The organism is Microbacterium invictum, assembly GCF_014197265.1.
Taxonomy (GTDB): Bacteria; Actinomycetota; Actinomycetes; order Actinomycetales; family Microbacteriaceae; genus Microbacterium; species Microbacterium invictum.
Map to the genome: position 1 here is coordinate 1,319,581 of NZ_JACIFH010000001.1, position 18,256 is coordinate 1,337,836.

An 18,256-nucleotide genomic window follows, 5' to 3' on the forward strand; every position below is an offset into this window, starting at 1 on the left:
CTGGGAAATCCGTTCTCACCGGGCCCGTGGGTGGGAAGTGGCATACACGTCGCGCAGGGCGTCGACGGTGACGTGGGTGTAGATCTGCGTGGTGGCCACCGACGCGTGCCCGAGCAGCTCCTGCACCACGCGCACGTCGGCGCCGCCCTGCAGCAGATGGGTCGCGAACGAATGGCGCAGCGTGTGCGGTGACACGTGTGCGGTGAGCTTCGCACGTTCAGCGGCCTGCTGGATGATCAGCCACGCGCTCTGCCGCGACAGCGCCGCTCCGCGCGCCCCGAGGAACAGGCGCGGCGTGGCCTTCCCCCCGCGCGCCAGCTCGGGACGCACGCGCGCCAGATAGGCCGACACCGCCGCCTGCGCGTACGTCCCGACGGGGATGATCCGCTCCTTCGAGCCCTTGCCCCGCACCCGCACCACATCGCCGTGCGCGAGATCGTCCACGTCGAGTTGGATGACCTCGGACACCCGGGCGCCGGTGGCATAGAGCAGTTCGAGCAGCGCGCGGTCGCGCAGACGCAGGGGCTCGGCGTCGACGGCATCGCCGGGCTCGGGGCCGGCGGCGGCGAGCAGGGCCATGACCTGCTCGATCGTGAGAGCCTTGGGCAGCCGCTGCGGAGTCTTGGGCGGGCGCAGCCGGCCGGTGGGGTCATCGGCGGTGATCCCCTCGCGCACGAGGAAGCGGTGCAACCCGCGCACCGAGGACTGCAGCCGTGCGAGGGACGTGGCCGCCGGTGCGGGCTGTGCCGATGCGCGCTCGGCGGCGAATTCCGCCACGAGCGGCTGCGACACGGCATCCACGTCATCGATGTCGCGACTGGCCAGCCACTGCGCATACCCCGCGAGATCGCGCCGGTACGCCTCGACGGTGTGCTCCGACAGCCCGCGCTCGATCGAGATGTGCCGCAGGTAGGCGTCGATCGCGCGGTCGAGCTTCACGCCTCGGGCTCGCCGATCGGACGGGAGCGGCGCGGCCACGGCGCGTCGGCCGGAGCGAGCGTCCGCCAGTCTCGGGCGCGCGAGGCATGGGCGGCCATCGCGCCGACGACGAGCGACGGGTTCTGCAGGCGACGGTCGAGCACGGCGTCGACGACCTCGTCCAGCGGCGCCCATCGCACCTCGATATCGGCCTCTTCCGCCGAGCGCGCGAACGCCTCGGGAGCGGCCGACAGGCCACGCGCGAGGTAGACGCGGATCGCCTCGTCGCTTCCGCCGGGGGTCGTGTAGAACTCGGCGAGCACGTTCCATTCGGATGCCACGAGGTCGGCCTCCTCGGCCAGCTCCCGCTGAGCGGCCGGCAGCGCGTCCTCCTCGGCGACGTCGAGCAGTCCCGCCGGGATCTCCCAGTCACGGACCCGCACCGGATGCCGGTACTGCTTGATCAGCAGTACCCGGTCGTCGTCGTCGAGCGCCAGGATGGCCACGGCACCGGTGTGGTCCATGTACTCGCGCACGATCGTCTCGTCGCCGTACACGACCTCGTCGCGGCGGATGTTCCAGACCCGGCCCTCGTACACCGTCTCGCTGCGGGTGACCTCGGCGGCGGCGGGCTCGTCCTGCAGCACGTCGGTCGTGGCGTCAGTCATTGTCGACGTCGAACAGCTCGCTCGCGCGGTGACGGTCCAGTGCCGCCGCGATCAGGCCGCGGAAGAGCGGGTTGGCCTCGGTCGGCCGCGACCGCAGTTCGGGGTGCGCCTGCGTGGCGATGTAGTACGGGTGCACCTCGCGGGGCAGCTCGACGTACTCGACGAGGTCACGGGTGGGCTCCAGACCCGAGAACACCAGGCCGGCCGCGGCGATCTGGTCGCGATACCTGTTGTTGACCTCGTAGCGGTGGCGGTGCCGCTCGGACGCCTGCGTCGATCCGTACACCTCGGCTGCGAGCGACCCCTCGGCGAGCTCGGCCTCGTACAGCCCGAGCCGCATCGTGCCGCCCAGGTCGCCGCGGTCGAGGATGTCGACCTGCTCGGCCATCGTCGCGATGACGGGGAACTCGGTGTCGGGGTCGAACTCGGTCGACGACGCCCCGTCGAGCCCGGCCATGTTGCGGGCGTATTCGATGACGATGCACTGCAGGCCGAGGCAGATGCCGAGAGTCGGGATGCCCTGTTCCCGTGCGAACCTCAGCGCACCGAGCTTGCCCTCGATGCCGCGGATGCCGAAGCCGCCGGGCACCACGATGCCGTCGATGCCCGCGAGCGCCTTCTCGGCGCCTTCCGGCGTCTCGCACAGGTCGGAGGGGATCCAGGTGACCTGCACCTTCGTCTCCTGCGCGAACCCGCCGGCCTTGAGCGCCTCGGTGACCGACAGGTACGCGTCGGGCAGGTCGATGTACTTTCCGACGAGCCCGATGGTGACTTCGTGCTTCGGGTTGTGGACGGCCTGGAGGACGGTGTTCCAGCGAGTCCAGTCGACGTCGCCGGCCTTCTCCGCCAGCCCGAGGCGGCGCGCGATGTAGGTGTCGAGTCCCTGTTCGTTCAGCGTCGAGGGGATGTCGTAGATGCTCGGCAGGTCGACCGTGTTGACGACTCCCTCGATGTCGACGTCGCACATCAGCGCGATCTTGTTGCGGTTGCTCTCGCTGACGGGACGGTCGCTGCGCAGCACGAGCGCGTCGGGCTGGATGCCGACCTGCCGCAGTGCCGCCACCGAGTGCTGGGTGGGCTTGGTCTTCTGCTCGCCCGACGCGCCCATGAACGGCACGAGCGAGACGTGCACGAAGAACACGCTGTCGCGGCCGAGCTCATGACGCAGCTGGCGGGCCGCCTCGAGGAAGGGCTGCGACTCGATGTCACCGACCGTGCCGCCGACCTCGGTGATGATGACGTCCGGCTTCGGCGTCTCATCGGCCTGCAGCCGCATGCGGCGCTTGATCTCGTCGGTGATGTGCGGGATCACCTGCACAGTGTCGCCGAGGTACTCCCCGCGACGCTCCTTCGCGATGACCTGCGAGTAGATCTGCCCGGTCGTGACGTTGGCGGCCTGACTCAGCTCGATGTCGAGGAACCGCTCGTAGTGGCCGATGTCGAGGTCGGTCTCGGCGCCGTCGTCGGTGACGAAGACCTCGCCGTGCTGGAACGGGTTCATCGTCCCCGGGTCGACGTTCAGGTACGGGTCGAGCTTCTGCATGACCACGCGCAGGCCCCGCGCGGTGAGGAGGTTCCCCAGACTCGCGGCGGTCAAGCCCTTCCCCAACGACGAAACGACACCGCCCGTCACGAAGATGTGCTTGGTGGTGTCGTTCGAAAAATGGCCCGAGTGAGAAGTGTCCGTCACGGGCTTTCATCCTATCAGTCGTGGAGAGCCGAGGCTGAGCAGCTCCCGGGCATGTTCCAGGGCGGTGTCCGAATCGCTGAGTCCCGACAGCAGGCGCGCCATCTCGGCTTCACGATCAGGACCGTCGAGCACGCGAACACTGGATGCCGTGACCGAACCGTCCCCGGCCTTGACCACGCTGAGGTGGTTGTTCGCGAACGCGGCGACCTGCGCGAGGTGGGTGACGGCGATGACCTGGCTGGATCGTGCCAGCTGCGCGAGCCGCCGGCCGACCTCGATGGCCGCGGCGCCGCCGATACCGGCATCCACTTCGTCGAACACGAACGTCGGCACCGGATCGGTCGCGGCGATCACGACCTCGATGGCGAGCATGACGCGGCTGAGCTCGCCGCCGGAGGCCCCGCGCGCGACCGGCCGCGGATCGGCGCCGGGATGCGGCGACAGCAGGATCGTCACGTCGTCGCGGCCGGCGGCGGTCTCGGTGCCCGGCTCGACGGTCACCACGACTCGCGCATCGGGCAAGGCGAGGTGGCGCAGCTCGGCGGTGACCTGCTCCCCCAACTGTGCGGCGGCGGCGGTGCGGGCCGCGGTGAGGGCGGCTGCCGCCTCGTCGAGTATGGATGCCGCGGTCTCGGTCTGTTCGGTCAGCCGTTCGATGCGGTCGGAGTCGTCGTCGAGGTCGGCCAGCCGGAGTGCACCGGTCTCGCGCACGGCGATGGCCGCGTCGAGCGTTCCGTGGGCACGGATGATGCCGCTCAGCGCGGCACGACGCTCCTCGACGGCGGCCAGCTCGTGCGGACCGGACTCGTCGAGGTCGGCGAGGTAGCCGCTCAGCTCGCCGGCGACATCGGCGACGCGGTAGCCGAGCTCTTCCAGCGTCGCGGCGAACCCGCCGAGGACTTCGTCGCTGTGGGCGGCGCGTTCGAGCACCCGGCGGGCCTCGCCGAGCAGCGCCTGCACGTCGGGCTGATCGTTCTCGCTCGACAGCGCCTCGTGCGCGAGGGCCGCAGCCTGCCGGAGCTCCTCGGCGTTCGCGAGGCGCTCGGCCCGCTGCGCGAGTTCGACGTCCTCGCCCGGCTGAGGGTCGAGCTGCTCGAGCTCCTCCAGCGCGGCGCGCAGGTCTTCGGCCTCCCGGGCACGGGCATCGCGTTCGCCGGAGAGGATGCGGAGCTCTTCGGTCACGGCGCGCCAGTGCGCGTGCGCGGTGCGATAGGTCTCGATCACTGCGGCGATCGTGTCGCCGCCGAACCGGTCGAGGGCGTCGCGCTGGGCGGCGGCCGATTTCAGCCGCAGCTGGTCGGACTGGCCGTGGACGACCACGAGCTGATCGGCAAGGTCGGCGAGCACGCCCGCCGGGGCGGTGCGTCCGCCCACGGTGGCGCGGCTGCGTCCCTCGCTGGACAGCATCCGGCCGAGGTAGAGCTCGGCGCGGCCGTCGCCGACGGGCTCGACTTCTCCCCCGGCATCCTGCACCCGCTCGGCGACCGCCCCGTGCTCGGGGACGAGCCAGACCCCGTCGACGGCAGCCTGCGCCGCACCGGAGCGCACGGCGCCGGAGTCGGCGCGCTGGCCGAGCAGCAGGCCGAGCCCGGTGACCACCATGGTCTTGCCCGCGCCCGTCTCGCCCGTGATGGCAGTGAATCCGGGGCCGATCGGCAGGGTGGCCTCGGCGATCACCCCGAGGTCGCGCAGCCGGATCTGCTCGATCACGGGGCGGCCTCCGCGCGCTTCTGCGCCGCGATGGTGCGAATGGCCGTGGTGGGTGTGCCGGGTCCTCGCCACCCCTCGACCGGCAGGTGGAACTTGCCGACGAGCCGGTCGGTGAACGCGGCCGGGTGCAGGCGGGCGAGGCGCACGGGACGTTCCGAACGGCGAACGACGACACGGGCGCCCGGCGGCAGGTCGTGCGAACGACGCCCGTCGCACCACAGGATGCCGGCGGTCATGTTGCGCTCCAGCAACTCGATCGCGACCGCATGCTCGGGTCCGACCACGAGGGGCTTGGCGAACAGGGCGTGCGCCGACAGCGGAACCACCGAGATCGCCTGCACCGTCGGCCAGATGACCGGACCGCCGGCGGAGAAGTTGTACGCCGTGGAGCCGGTCGGCGTGGACACGACGACGCCGTCGGCCCCGAAGGTCGACAGCGGGCGACCGTCCACCTCGATGACGAGCTCGAGCATGCGCTCACGACTGGCCTTCTCGACAGTGGCCTCGTTCAGCGCCCAGGTCTCATAGACGATGGCATCCGCCGCATCCTTCACCCGCACCTGCAGCGCGAGACGCTCTTCGACCTCATAGTCGCGCGCGATCACACGGTGGACGGCGGCGTCCATGTCATCGCGTTCGATCTCGGCGAGGAAGCCGACGTGGCCCATGTTGATGCCGAGCACCGGCGCAGTGCCCTCGCGCACCAGCTCGGCCGCGCGCAGGATCGTGCCGTCGCCGCCGAGGACGATCGCCGCTTCGATGTCGGCGATGGCCACATCGGCGCCGAGGAGGGCGGCACCGAGACCGGCGACGGCCTCGAGCAGAGCCGGGTCGTCGGACGGCACCACCGGGCATGCCCCGGCGGCGTGCAGCGCCGTGATGACGCGGCGCGCGGCGTCGACGGTGTCCTCGCGATGCGCGTGCGCCACCACGAGGATGTTGCGAGGGGCACTGGTCATGGAGCTCCTGCCAGTCGGTTCACCGTGCTCACCCATTCTGTCGGATTGCCGGCGTCTTCGTCCGCGCGCTGTGAACGAAACCACGCCACGAACTCGGCGTTGCCATGGGTGCCGACGATCGGCGAGGCGATCACCCCGTACGTGCCGAGCCCGACGTCCCACGCCGACCACAGCACGCCGGCGACGGCGTCGGCGCGACGGGTCGGGTGGGTGACCAGCCCCTCGCGGACGCCGGTGCGCCCGACCTCGAACTGCGGCTTGATCAGCAGTACGATCTCGGTGCCTGGTGCTGAGACGGCCGCGACGGCCGGCAGCACGTGTGCGAGCGAGATGAAGGACAGGTCCCCGGTGATCACGCGCGGTGCTCCGGTGATGCCGGCCGCCTCGGCCAGGCTCTCGGGTGTCATGTAGCGGACGTTGAAGCCCTCGACGGCGATGACCCCTCGGTCCCCGGCGACGGGACCTGCCAGCTGTCCGTGCCCGACGTCGACGGCGATCACCGGATCGGCGCCCCGCTCGCGCAGCACCTGCGTGAACCCGCCCGTCGACGCGCCCATGTCCAGCGCCAGGCGGCCCGAGACATCGATCTCGAAGCTGTCGAGACCGGCGATGAGCTTGTGTGCGGCGCGGCTGACGTAGTGGTCGGATGCCGCGACCTCGATCACCGCATCGTCGGCCACCCGCGCCGAAGCCTTGACGATCGCCGTCCCGTCGACGCTCACGACGCCCGCGTCGATGAGCTGCGCAGCATGGGTCCGTGATCGCGCCAGGCCGCGTGCGGCGACGGCAGCATCGAGGCGGGTCGTCATGCGGGCAGGTCGCGGGGCCCGGACTCGAGGCGGCGGGCCAGTTCGTCGTGAAGCGCGGCATACGCGGACGCACGTTCGCCCAGGGGCTGTCCCTCGATCACCTCGAGCGCGGACAGCAGATCTTCGCGGCGCTCGTCCGAGCCGGCGGCATCCATCGACATGCCCTCCACGATACGCGGGCTCGTGGGCAGAACTGCCCATTCACGCGGGGTTGCGTGCCCCCTAGCCTGGCGACGCCACCACCGATCGGAGGAATCATGAAGACCGGCACAACCACGCGGAAACTGGTCGCCATAGGCGCGGCTCTGACTCTCGCACTCACGCTCGCCCCCACGGCGGCGTCGGCGGCCAACTACAAGGAGAGCGACTACCCCAAGGCGGTCATGACCTACCGGGCTCATCCCGCCGGTTTCAACGATGCCGCCGAGGTGACCACGCCCGGCCCGCGCTGCAGCATCACCACGACGGTGGTCTCTGCGGGCGGCGTCCGCGTGTCCGTGCGCAACGAGCTCGCCTCTCTCGTGCGCGAGCTACTCGCCCGCACGAAGCAGATGGGGTACACCATGGAGGCGGCGAGCACGGGCGGTTACAACTGCCGCTACATCGGCGGCACGACCACGCCCTCGAACCACGCGTACGGCCGTGCCGTCGACATCAACTGGAACCAGAACCCGCACAGCTACACCTTTCGCAGCACGATCCCGCCGGCAGTGGTGAAAATGTGGATGAACGCGGGCTTCTACTGGGGCGGCCATTACGCGAAGCACGACACGATGCACTTCGAGTACGTCGGGGCCAAGAGCGCGATCGGCACGTACTACAAGAAGCTCACCGGCCAGTCCGTGCCCACTCCCCCCACGCCGCCCGCAGCCACCGAGACGTCGTTCCCGTCCCTGAAGCAGGGCAGCACCAACACGGCCGCGGTCCGCACGCTGCAGTACGGGCTCACCGCGCGCGGGTACAGCCTGACCGCTGATGGCGTGTTCGGCGCCAAGACGAAGGCCGCGCTGGTCAAGTTCCAGAAGGCCAAGGGCCTCGCGGCCGACGGCATCGCGGGCGCCAAGACCTGGCCGGCTGTCCTGCCGACGGTCAAGTCGGGTTCGACGGGGGCCGCGGTGAAGGCGCTCCAGACCGAGCTGCGAGCCGCGGGCTATTCGCTGACCGTCGACGGGTCGTTCGGGGCCAAGACCAAGGCCGCGGTCGTCGCCTACCAGAAGGCCCAGCGCCTCACCGCCGACGGCATCGTCGGAGCGAAGACCTGGGGGTCGCTGGTCGACTGAGCACGCAGGCCGCTGGCGGCTGCGACGGCACGATGCGTCGCAGCCGCCTTCTGCGCGTTTCAGGGGCGGTGGAACGGATCCGCGTAGAGACGTTCCGGAACGCGGAACCCGTAGATCGCGCGACCGGAGTTCCAGATCGCGGCCGCGCCGGCGCGCACGAGGTCGATCGGGCGGTTGCCTTCGGAGACGATGTGCAGATCGGCGCCGTCGATGCGAACCGCCGCGCCGCCCACGGTGGTCGTATCGCCCTTGACGATCGTCTCGGGATAGGGCTCATGCAGCTCGCGCAGGTCGCCGACGATGAAAGTCGGGCGCGACGTCGACGGAGCCGCGAGCACGTGCTTGGGCCGGTCGACGCCGGTGAGCACGAGCACGGATGGCATGCCGGCGGCCTGCGCCCCGGCGATGTCGGTGTCGAGGCGGTCGCCGATGAACAATGGATGCCGGGCCTCGAACCGCGCGACCGCGACATCGAAGATGGGACGTTCTGGCTTGCCTGCGACCACGGCCAAGCGGCCGACCGCGGTGTGCACGGCGGAGACGAGCGTGCCGTTTCCCGGGGCCATGCCCCGCGCCTGCGGAATGGTCCAGTCGGTGTTGGTGGCGATCCAGGGGATACCGCCCTCGTCCTCCGGCGTCGCAAGGGCGTACGCTGCTTCGGCCAGGTGCTCCCAGCCGACTTCCGGTGCGAAGCCCTGCACGACGGCCGCGGGGCTGTCGTCGGCGCTGCGGGTCACCGAATAGCCGGCACGCTCAGCCTCGAACACGAGCCCGTCTCCGCCGACGATGAGGATGGTGGCACCGACCGGTACGCGCTCGCGCAGGAGTCGCATCGCTGCTTGCGGGCTGGTCACCACGTCACCGGGCTCCGTGCGCAGGCCAAGCTCACGCAGGTGGGCGGCGACGGTCGCGTCTCGACGCGAAGCGTTGTTGGTGATGTAGGCCAGCCGCGCATTCTCGGCAGCCCGGTTCAGGCTGTCGACGGCGTACGGAAGCGCGCCCGGTCCCGCATAGACGACCCCGTCGAGGTCGGCGAGCACCAGGTCGATGCCCGCCAGCGGGGTCGGCAGGCTACGCGAGAACAGCGCCATCAGTCCTCGTCCTCCGCGCCCCCGGGCTCTGCAGCAGGGGACGTGTCGGACTCAGACTCGTCCGTCTCGCCGAGGAGTTCGGCGACCTCGGCCTCGATGGCCGCGGCTTCACTCAGCTCTACGACCTCGGCCTCGACAGGCGCATCGTCCACCGACTCCACGTCGGCAGGCTCGATACCGGGCACGTCCTCGTCTTGCACCGTCTCAGCCGCGTCGTCGAGGGGCTCGGCCACGACGTCGATCGGCTCATCTTCGCCGTCCACGGGCTGGACCTCATCGTCGACGGACTGAACCTCATCGCCGACGAGATGGTCTTCGTCATCGATGAGCTCTTCGATCTCGTCGACCTCAATGGTCTCGAGGTCAGCGTCGACGTCGCCCAGCGCGGCCTCAGCCACGACGGCGCGACGCTGCCACTGCTGTGCTTCATCGTCGCGGCCGAGCTCCTCGAGCACAGCTGCGCGTGCGGCGAACAGACCGGGGCTCCAAGAGAAGGCGCGGTCAGGATCGAGCTCGGGGATGTCGAGCTCCTGGAGCGCACGCTCGGTCTCGCCGAGGTCGAGCCGCGCTCCCGACATCGCGATGGCCAGTTCGACGCGCACTTCGATCGGCAACGTGGCGCGATCGACACCGCGTCCCACCTCGAGTGCACGGTCGGGCCGGCCGACACCACGCTCGCTGTCCACCAGGAGCGCGATCTGATCATCACTGCCCGAGATTCGGCGGTACGTGCGCGCCTCACGGAGGGCGAGCGCATAGTCCCCGACGGCGTACGCGGTGATGGCCACAGTCTCGCGGACGACTCCGACGCGTCCCGCGCTGCGCGACGCAGCGAGCGCGTGCTCGTGCGCCTGGGCGGGATCGTCGTTGATGAGGCGCGCGACCATCGCCAGGTGGCGAGCGACCTGCTCTGCGTTCTCCTTGGAGAGCGTCTTGAGTTCGTTGCGTGCAGCACCGTGCAGATCGCGGGGCGTCACATCATCCGGAATGATCGGTCCGGACGGCTGCTGCCGACGCTCGGCATCCTGCGGCGGACGCGACGAGCGGCGGTCGCCGCCGCCATCACGCTTGGCGTACGGCTTGCGGTCACCGTCACGCTGGTACGGCTTACGCTCACCATCACGGTTCCCGTAGGGCTTCCGCTCTCCATCGCGCTGGTACGGCTTGCGGTCGCCATCACGGCTTCCGTGGGGCTTCCGCTCTCCATCACGCTGGTACGGCTTGCGGTCGCCATCGCGGCTCCCGTAGGGCTTCCGCTCGCCATCACGCTGATACGGCTTCCGCTCACCATCACGCTGATACGGTTTCCGCTCACCATCGCGCTGGTACGGCTTGCGGTCGCCATCACGGCTTGCGTGGGGCCTGCGGTCACCATCGCGCTGGTACGGCTTGCGCTCACCATCACGGCTTCCGTAGGGCTTTCGTTCCCCATCGCGCTGGTACGGCTTCCGCTCACCATCACGCTGATACGGCTTGCGCTCACCATCACGGCTCCCGTGAGGCTTACGATCGCCATCAGGCTGATACGGCTTCCGCTCACCATCACGCTGATACGGCTTGCGGTCACCGTCACGGCTTGCGTGGGGCTTGCGGTCACCATCGCGCTTTGCGTGTGGCGTGCGGTCGCCCTGCTTGGCCGGCGGTTTCCGCTCGCCGTGACGCTCCGAGCGGCCGTGCGAGTTCCCCGATGAGGGACGCTGCGCACCCTCAGAACGGGAACGATCGTCTTCTGTCATCGGCTGGATCCTCTCACAAAGCGCGTTAACGAGAAATGGCCACCCATCAATGGGTGGCCATTTCACGAAAGAAGTCCGGCGGTGTCCTACTCTCCCACAGGGTCCCCCCTGCAGTACCATCGGCGCTGAGAGGCTTAGCTTCCGGGTTCGGAATGTAACCGGGCGTTTCCCTCTCGCTATGGCCGCCGAAACACTATTGATGTTTCAAATCGTGCATAACAAAGTCATTGTCATGCGGTTCTCGACCGTACATCGAGAACCACTCAGTGGACGCAAGCACCAAAAACGGTGTGTTATCAAGTCATCGGCTTATTAGTACCGGTCAGCTTCACGCGTTACCGCGCTTCCACATCCGGCCTATCAACCCAGTAGTCTGGCTGGGAGCCTCTCGCCCGAAGGCATGGAAGTCTCATCTTGAGGCCGGCTTCCCGCTTAGATGCTTTCAGCGGTTATCCATCCCGAACGTAGCTAATCAGCGGTGCTCCTGGCGGAACAACTGACACACCAGAGGTTCGTCCAACCCGGTCCTCTCGTACTAGGGTCAGATCCTCTCAAACTTCCTACGCGCGCAGCGGATAGGGACCGAACTGTCTCACGACGTTCTAAACCCAGCTCGCGTACCGCTTTAATGGGCGAACAGCCCAACCCTTGGGACCTACTCCAGCCCCAGGATGCGACGAGCCGACATCGAGGTGCCAAACCATGCCGTCGATATGGACTCTTGGGCAAGATCAGCCTGTTATCCCCGAGGTACCTTTTATCCGTTGAGCGACAGCGCTTCCACAAGCCACTGCCGGATCACTAGTCCCGACTTTCGTCCCTGCTCGACCTGTCAGTCTCACAGTCAAGCTCCCTTGTGCACTTACACTCGCCACCTGATTGCCAACCAGGTTGAGGGAACCTTTGGGCGCCTCCGTTACTTTTTGGGAGGCAACCGCCCCAGTTAAACTACCCACCAGGCACTGTCCCTGAACCGGATTACGGTTCGAAGTTAGATATCCAGAGTGACCAGAGTGGTATTTCAACAATGACTCCACATGAACTGGCGTCCATGCTTCAAAGTCTCCCACCTATCCTACACAAGCCACACCGAACACCAATACCAAGCTGTAGTAAAGGTCACGGGGTCTTTCCGTCCTGCTGCGCGTAACGAGCATCTTTACTCGTAATGCAATTTCGCCGAGTTCGCGGTTGAGACAGTTGGGAAGTCGTTACGCCATTCGTGCAGGTCGGAACTTACCCGACAAGGAATTTCGCTACCTTAGGATGGTTATAGTTACCACCGCCGTTTACTGGGGCTTAAATTCTCAGCTTCGCCTTGCGGCTAACCGGTCCTCTTAACCTTCCAGCACCGGGCAGGCGTCAGTCCGTATACATCGTCTTGCGACTTGGCACGGACCTGTGTTTTTAGTAAACAGTCGCTACCCACTAGTCTCTGCGGCCTCCAAACGCTTTCGGAGCAAGTCCTAATACGTCGAAGGCCCCCCTTCTCCCGAAGTTACGGGGGCATTTTGCCGAGTTCCTTAACCACGATTCTCTCGATCTCCTTGGTATTCTCTACCTGACCACCTGAGTCGGTTTGGGGTACGGGCGGCTAGAACCTCGCGTCGATGCTTTTCTTGGCAGCATAGGATCACCCACTTTTTATCCGCATCGTGTCTCAGCCTATGTGAGAGACGGATTTGCCTATCTCTCGGCCTACGCACTTGCCCCGGGACAACCATCGCCCGGGTTGGGCTACCTTCCTGCGTCACACCTGTTAATACGCTAGCCGCACCAGCATGGGGTCGAGCGTTCGCTCGGACGTCTTCACCCCGAAGGGATCCGTACATTCCGAGTTAGGACTCTTAGCACCACTGGATTAGCTTGGGCGGTTCTTCGCCGGTACGGGAATATCAACCCGTTGTCCATCGACTACGCCTGTCGGCCTCGCCTTAGGTCCCGACTTACCCAGGGAAGATTAGCTTGACCCTGGAACCCTTGGTCTTTCGGAGGACGTGTTTCTCACACGTCTTTCGCTACTCATGCCTGCATTCTCACTCGTGTAGCGTCCACGGCTGGTTCACACCGCCGCTTCACTCGCCACACGACGCTCTCCTACCCATCAACACGGCTGGACCACGAAGGCCTACCAATAATGTCAATGCCACAACTTCGGTGGCGTGCTTGAGCCCCGTTACATTGTCGGCGCGGAATCACTTGACCAGTGAGCTATTACGCACTCTTTCAAGGGTGGCTGCTTCTAAGCCAACCTCCTGGTTGTCACAGCAACTCCACATCCTTTTCCACTTAGCACGCGCTTTGGGACCTTAGTTGGTGGTCTGGGTTGTTTCCCTCTCGACTATGAAGCTTATCCCCCACAGTCTCACTGCTGCGCTCTCACTTACCGGCATTCGGAGTTTGGCTGACGTCAGTAACCTTTTGGGGCCCATCGGCCATCCAGTAGCTCTACCTCCGGCAAGAAACACGCAACGCTGCACCTAAATGCATTTCGGAGAGAACCAGCTATCACGAAGTTTGATTGGCCTTTCACCCCTATCCACAGCTCATCCCCTCAGTTTTCAACCTAAGTGGGTTCGGTCCTCCACGACGTCTTACCGTCGCTTCAACCTGGCCATGGATAGATCACTTCGCTTCGGGTCTAGGACACGCGACTGAATCGCCCTATTCAGACTCGCTTTCGCTACGGCTACCCCTCTCGGGTTAACCTCGCCACGTATCGCTAACTCGCAGGCTCATTCTTCAAAAGGCACGCTGTCACAGCTGCTAGGGCTGCTCCAACGGTTTGTAAGCAAACGGTTTCAGGTACTATTTCACTCCCCTCCCGGGGTACTTTTCACCTTTCCCTCACGGTACTTGTCCGCTATCGGTCATCTGGGAGTATTTAGGCTTATCAGGTGGTCCTGACAGATTCACACGGGATTTCTCGGGCCCCGTGCTACTTGGGATACTCTTCGCGTCAAGGGAGGCATTTCGACTACGGGGTTGGCACCCTCTATGACCCGCCTTTCAATGCGGTTCGTCTATACCTTCTTGTAACGCCGGCTGCTCGGCAGAACAGCCTGAAAAGTCCCACAACCCCGAATACGCAACTCCTGCCGGATATCACACGTACTCGGTTTAGCCTGTTCCGGTTTCGCTCGCCACTACTAACGGAATCGCGGTTGCTTTCTCTTCCTGTGGGTACTGAGATGTTTCACTTCCCCACGTTCCCTCTACCCGCCCTATATATTCAGGCGGGAGTCACTGGGTCGGCACGCCGCCCAGCGGGGTTTCCCCATTCGGAGACCCTCGGATCAAAGTGTGCTTATCCACTCCCCGAGGCTTATCGCAGATTGCTACGTCCTTCTTCGGCTCCAGATGCCAAGGCATCCACCGTTTGCTCTTAAAGACTTGAAATCACATGAGTTAAATCGTCAATTGAAATTGACTAATGATCTTTAAGATCATCTTTACGAGAACGATCAAAGATCGTCTCGAAGATGCTCGCGTCCACTGTGTAGTTCTCAAAGTACGGGCGGTACCTTCCCCGCTTGCCTGATTCGGCAGCCAAGAAAGGTCCTGAGGTTCGTCTGCTCCCGATCCGAAGATCGAAGCGCATCCGGTCCCTCAGGACCCAACAGCGTGCACGTGCCGGCTGACTTGCTCCGGACCGTTCCAGCTGCAAGCAGCGTACTGAGTTCGAAGGTCACCCTCCGGCACCTCGTCAAATGTTCCACCCATGAGCTGACCAGTCGAGAACATTCGTCTCGAGTCTGGCTCTGGAAGCTCCGAAGAGCTCCAAATGCTCCTTAGAAAGGAGGTGATCCAGCCGCACCTTCCGGTACGGCTACCTTGTTACGACTTAGTCCTAATTACCGATCCCACCTTCGACGGCTCCCTCCACAAGGGTTGGGCCACCGGCTTCAGGTGTTACCGACTTTCATGACTTGACGGGCGGTGTGTACAAGACCCGGGAACGTATTCACCGCAGCGTTGCTGATCTGCGATTACTAGCGACTCCGACTTCATGAGGTCGAGTTGCAGACCTCAATCCGAACTGGGACCGGCTTTTTGGGATTCGCTCCACCTTACGGTATTGCAGCCCATTGTACCGGCCATTGTAGCATGCGTGAAGCCCAAGACATAAGGGGCATGATGATTTGACGTCATCCCCACCTTCCTCCGAGTTGACCCCGGCAGTATCCCATGAGTTCCCACCATTACGTGCTGGCAACATAGAACGAGGGTTGCGCTCGTTGCGGGACTTAACCCAACATCTCACGACACGAGCTGACGACAACCATGCACCACCTGTTTACGAGTGTCCAAAGAGTTGACCATTTCTGGCCCGTTCTCGTATATGTCAAGCCTTGGTAAGGTTCTTCGCGTTGCATCGAATTAATCCGCATGCTCCGCCGCTTGTGCGGGTCCCCGTCAATTCCTTTGAGTTTTAGCCTTGCGGCCGTACTCCCCAGGCGGGGAACTTAATGCGTTAGCTGCGTCACGGAATCCGTGGAATGGACCCCACAACTAGTTCCCAACGTTTACGGGGTGGACTACCAGGGTATCTAAGCCTGTTTGCTCCCCACCCTTTCGCTCCTCAGCGTCAGTTACGGCCCAGAGATCTGCCTTCGCCATCGGTGTTCCTCCTGATATCTGCGCATTCCACCGCTACACCAGGAATTCCAATCTCCCCTACCGCACTCTAGTCTGCCCGTACCCACTGCAGGCTGGGGGTTGAGCCCCCAGATTTCACAGCAGACGCGACAAACCGCCTACGAGCTCTTTACGCCCAATAATTCCGGATAACGCTTGCACCCTACGTATTACCGCGGCTGCTGGCACGTAGTTAGCCGGTGCTTTTTCTGCAGGTACCGTCACTTTCGCTTCTTCCCTGCTAAAAGAGGTTTACAACCCGAAGGCCGTCGTCCCTCACGCGGCGTTGCTGCATCAGGCTTTCGCCCATTGTGCAATATTCCCCACTGCTGCCTCCCGTAGGAGTCTGGGCCGTGTCTCAGTCCCAGTGTGGCCGGTCACCCTCTCAGGCCGGCTACCCGTCGACGCCTTGGTGAGCCATTACCTCACCAACTAGCTGATAGGCCGTGAGCCCATCCCAGACCGAAGTTCTTTCCAGCTGCTGAAGATGCCTTCGCAGCTCGTATCCGGTATTAGCAGCTGTTTCCAACTGTTATCCCAGAGTCCGGGGCAGGTTGCTCACGTGTTACTCACCCGTTCGCCACTGATCCAGCAGAGCAAGCTCCGCTTTCACCGTTCGACTTGCATGTGTTAAGCACGCCGCCAGCGTTCATCCTGAGCCAGGATCAAACTCTCCGTAAAAGAATTTTGCTACGTCAGCCGGAATATGGCCGAGGCAGCGAGTTTGATCTGACCAAAGGGATGTCATTGCTGACTATCCGTGGACAGCCATCACTGACTATCCGTTGCCGGCCCGAAGGCCGGTCTTTGATCCAAAGGAATCTCTTCCAGCCGAAGCTGGAACGAGGTTATTTGGCATTTGACAAGTGCACGCTGTTGAGTTCTCAAGGATCGGATGCTCCTGCTGCTCAGCCTCTCGGCCTTGCCCGCAGGGCAACTTCTCAATCTTATTCGTGGTGATCCGTTTGTCAAATCGGCGCTTTTCGGCTGGAAGCCGGCTGGCATTCGACGTTGACCCGTCTCACCAAGAGAGATCCGCTACCCGCTCTCCCGACCGATCCGGCCGAGTCGCTGGGCAACTTCTCTATCTTATCCCTCTCGCTCAGCTTGTCAAATCGGCTGTCCGTGACTGTTTCAGCGTCTCCGGCAGCACTCTTCGACAGCTTCGAGGAGTGGGAACCTCCATCCTAGACCAGAAGGTCACGACACTCAATGAAGAGTGTTGATCAGATGGGGGGTTGGTTCTCCGCTTGAGGGGGCGAGGCCTTCCGGCCCTTCGCTCTTCCCTGTGGGGCGAACAAGTAATAAGTTACGTGGCTCCCGGGGATCGGGCAAATCCGGCCCGCATCCCGGGCGTGTCGCGAGTGCAAGCCGCGTATTTTCGCGGGTGGGGTCTTCAGGGACCTCGCGCGCACGTCGCCCTGGCGCGTACGGTTCGGACATGTCCGTGCCACGCGTCGTACCGCTGCCCGCACGCACTGACGTGGGCTCCCTCGCGTGGTCGAGCGTCGTGGCCGCGTCGCGCGCTGCGTCAGAACTGGCCGGCGCGCCCGAACCCCGGCTCGACCCCGCCCGGATCGCCGTCGCGTACTCGAGCGAGCGCTGGCTCCGCATTGCCGGCGCGCGTCCTGTCGCGTTCGCTCCTCTGTCCGGTTTCTTCCGGACGGCGGACGGCTGGGTGCGCACCCACGGCAACTACTCGCACCATGCCGACGCGCTCCGCCGTGCACTCTCACTCGATCTTGAGGCGGATCGGGATGCCGTCGCCGCGGCGCTCTCGGCTCGCCCGACAGGCGAGGCGATCACATCCGTCGACGCGCGCGGCGGACTCTGCGTCCGGGTCGATCGCGAGCGCCCGGAGGCGGATGCCGCCCTGCGCGAGTCGGAACTCGTCGAGGTGACGCGCCTCGGCGCCGCTCCCCCGTCTTCGCGCCCGGACGGTCCGCGCCATGCCCCGCTGCACGGCGTCCGCGTCCTCGACCTCACGCGTGTGATCGCCGGACCGGTCGCCACCCGCACCCTCGCGCTGCTCGGAGCCGACGTCCTGCGCGTCGACCCGCCGCAGCCGACCGAGATCGCCGTCCAGCACCTGGACACCGGTCACGGAAAGCGGTCCACGCTGCTTGACTTGACGGCATCCACCGCTCGCACCCGGTTCGACGCACTCCTGGAGACAGCCGATATCGTCGCCCTCGGCTATCGGCCCGCCGGTCTCGATCGGCTCGGCCTCTCACCCGCCACGCTCGCCGCGCGGCGCCCCGGACTGATCGTCCTGCAGCTCTCGGCCTGGGGTGCGTCCGGCCGCCGCGGCTTCGACAGCCTGGTGCAGGCAGAGTCCGGCATCGCCTGGCTCGAGTCGGTGGATGGCGAGACGCCCGGCGTGCTCCCGGCGCAAGCCCTGGATCACAGCGCCGGCTACCTCCTGGCGGCCGCGGTGCTCCAGCTGCTCGCGCGGCGGGCGGTCGAGGGCGGGTCATGGCTCGCCGAGACGTCGCTGCGCCGGGTGGCTGCCGACCTGCTGGGACGGCCCCGGACCGCCGGGCCCGAGCCCACGGCATCCATCGCCGATGCATCGGCGCACGTACAGGAGTTCTCCGTCGCCGGCATCGACCTCACCACGGCCGCCCCCGCGCTCGCCTACCCGGGTGGCCCGCGCGCGTTCGCCGCGCCTCGACCGTGGGGTGGCGACCGTCCGGTGTGGCGGGACCGCGTCACCGGACAACCCGAAGCTGTCTGACCCGGGCGCTACCGTCGAAA

The 18,256-nt window shown here is 65.5% G+C and carries 12 protein-coding genes and 3 rRNA genes; 3 read left to right on the top strand and 12 right to left on the bottom strand.

Going from position 1 to position 18,256, the window contains the following annotated elements:
• Positions 1 to 15: 15 nt before the first annotated feature.
• Genes xerD through BKA10_RS06445 form a run of 7 tightly spaced genes read right to left on the bottom strand, consistent with a single transcriptional unit; the run spans position 16 to position 6,915 of the window.
• On the bottom strand, positions 16 to 939 hold the full coding sequence (gene xerD, locus BKA10_RS06415; RefSeq protein WP_183499132.1) for a site-specific tyrosine recombinase XerD: 924 nt from the start codon (positions 937 to 939) through the stop codon (positions 16 to 18).
• Positions 936 to 1,586, bottom strand: a complete 651-nt coding sequence (locus BKA10_RS06420; RefSeq protein ID WP_183499133.1) for an NUDIX domain-containing protein — start codon at positions 1,584 to 1,586, stop codon at positions 936 to 938. Before BKA10_RS06420 ends, xerD begins: the two co-directional genes overlap by 4 nt.
• The gene (gene pyrG, locus BKA10_RS06425; RefSeq protein WP_183499134.1) at positions 1,579 to 3,276 is read right to left on the bottom strand and encodes a CTP synthase; all 1,698 of its coding nucleotides are present in this window, start codon (positions 3,274 to 3,276) and stop codon (positions 1,579 to 1,581) included. The genes BKA10_RS06420 and pyrG overlap by 8 nt, the downstream gene beginning before the upstream one ends.
• 6 nt (positions 3,277 to 3,282) lie before the next feature.
• Positions 3,283 to 4,986 (bottom strand): DNA repair protein RecN, encoded by a 1,704-nt coding sequence (gene recN / locus BKA10_RS06430; RefSeq protein WP_183499135.1) that lies wholly within the window; start codon positions 4,984 to 4,986, stop codon positions 3,283 to 3,285.
• Positions 4,983 to 5,945, bottom strand: coding sequence for an NAD kinase (locus BKA10_RS06435; protein WP_183499136.1), 963 nt, complete (start codon positions 5,943 to 5,945; stop codon positions 4,983 to 4,985). Before BKA10_RS06435 ends, recN begins: the two co-directional genes overlap by 4 nt.
• Positions 5,942 to 6,754, bottom strand: coding sequence for a TlyA family RNA methyltransferase (locus BKA10_RS06440; protein ID WP_183499137.1), 813 nt, complete (start codon positions 6,752 to 6,754; stop codon positions 5,942 to 5,944). Before BKA10_RS06440 ends, BKA10_RS06435 begins: the two co-directional genes overlap by 4 nt.
• Complete coding sequence (locus BKA10_RS06445) at positions 6,751 to 6,915, bottom strand: hypothetical protein (RefSeq protein ID WP_183501267.1); 165 nt, start codon at positions 6,913 to 6,915, stop codon at positions 6,751 to 6,753. Before BKA10_RS06445 ends, BKA10_RS06440 begins: the two co-directional genes overlap by 4 nt.
• A 96-nt stretch (positions 6,916 to 7,011) precedes the next feature.
• Here BKA10_RS06445 and BKA10_RS06450 point away from each other — a divergent pair, with 96 nt between their 5' ends.
• Positions 7,012 to 8,034 (top strand): peptidoglycan-binding protein, encoded by a 1,023-nt coding sequence (locus BKA10_RS06450; protein ID WP_183499138.1) that lies wholly within the window; start codon positions 7,012 to 7,014, stop codon positions 8,032 to 8,034.
• A gap of 59 nt (positions 8,035 to 8,093) precedes the next feature.
• Here BKA10_RS06450 and BKA10_RS06455 read toward each other — a convergent pair whose 3' ends face one another.
• Together BKA10_RS06455 and BKA10_RS06460 are read right to left on the bottom strand one after the other, a co-directional pair.
• Entirely contained in the window at positions 8,094 to 9,125 is a 1,032-nt protein-coding gene (locus BKA10_RS06455; protein ID WP_183499139.1) for an HAD-IIA family hydrolase, read from the bottom strand.
• Positions 9,125 to 10,012: a hypothetical protein gene (locus BKA10_RS06460; protein ID WP_194385630.1), complete on the bottom strand. Its 888-nt coding sequence runs from the start codon at positions 10,010 to 10,012 to the stop codon at positions 9,125 to 9,127. The genes BKA10_RS06455 and BKA10_RS06460 overlap by 1 nt, the downstream gene beginning before the upstream one ends.
• A gap of 6 nt (positions 10,013 to 10,018) precedes the next feature.
• Between BKA10_RS06460 and BKA10_RS06465 the strand changes: the two genes are divergently transcribed.
• Positions 10,019 to 10,816, top strand: a complete 798-nt coding sequence (locus tag BKA10_RS06465; protein ID WP_183501268.1) for a hypothetical protein — start codon at positions 10,019 to 10,021, stop codon at positions 10,814 to 10,816.
• A 118-nt stretch (positions 10,817 to 10,934) separates the two neighbouring features.
• On the opposite strand, the gene rrf is transcribed toward BKA10_RS06465, so the two are convergent.
• The 3 genes from rrf to BKA10_RS06480 all read right to left on the bottom strand — a co-directional run bounded on the left by rrf (position 10,935) and on the right by BKA10_RS06480 (position 16,180).
• Positions 10,935 to 11,051, bottom strand: a 5S ribosomal RNA gene (gene rrf, locus BKA10_RS06470).
• 102 nt (positions 11,052 to 11,153) lie between these two features.
• Positions 11,154 to 14,260 (bottom strand): 23S ribosomal RNA (locus BKA10_RS06475).
• Between the two features lie 396 nt (positions 14,261 to 14,656).
• A 16S ribosomal RNA gene (locus tag BKA10_RS06480) occupies positions 14,657 to 16,180 on the bottom strand.
• The 16S, 23S and 5S rRNA genes sit together here, the layout of an rRNA operon.
• A 760-nt stretch (positions 16,181 to 16,940) precedes the next feature.
• Between BKA10_RS06480 and BKA10_RS06485 the strand changes: the two genes are divergently transcribed.
• The gene (locus BKA10_RS06485; RefSeq protein WP_183499140.1) at positions 16,941 to 18,236 is read left to right on the top strand and encodes a CoA transferase; all 1,296 of its coding nucleotides are present in this window, start codon (positions 16,941 to 16,943) and stop codon (positions 18,234 to 18,236) included.
• Positions 18,237 to 18,256 lie beyond the last annotated feature (20 nt).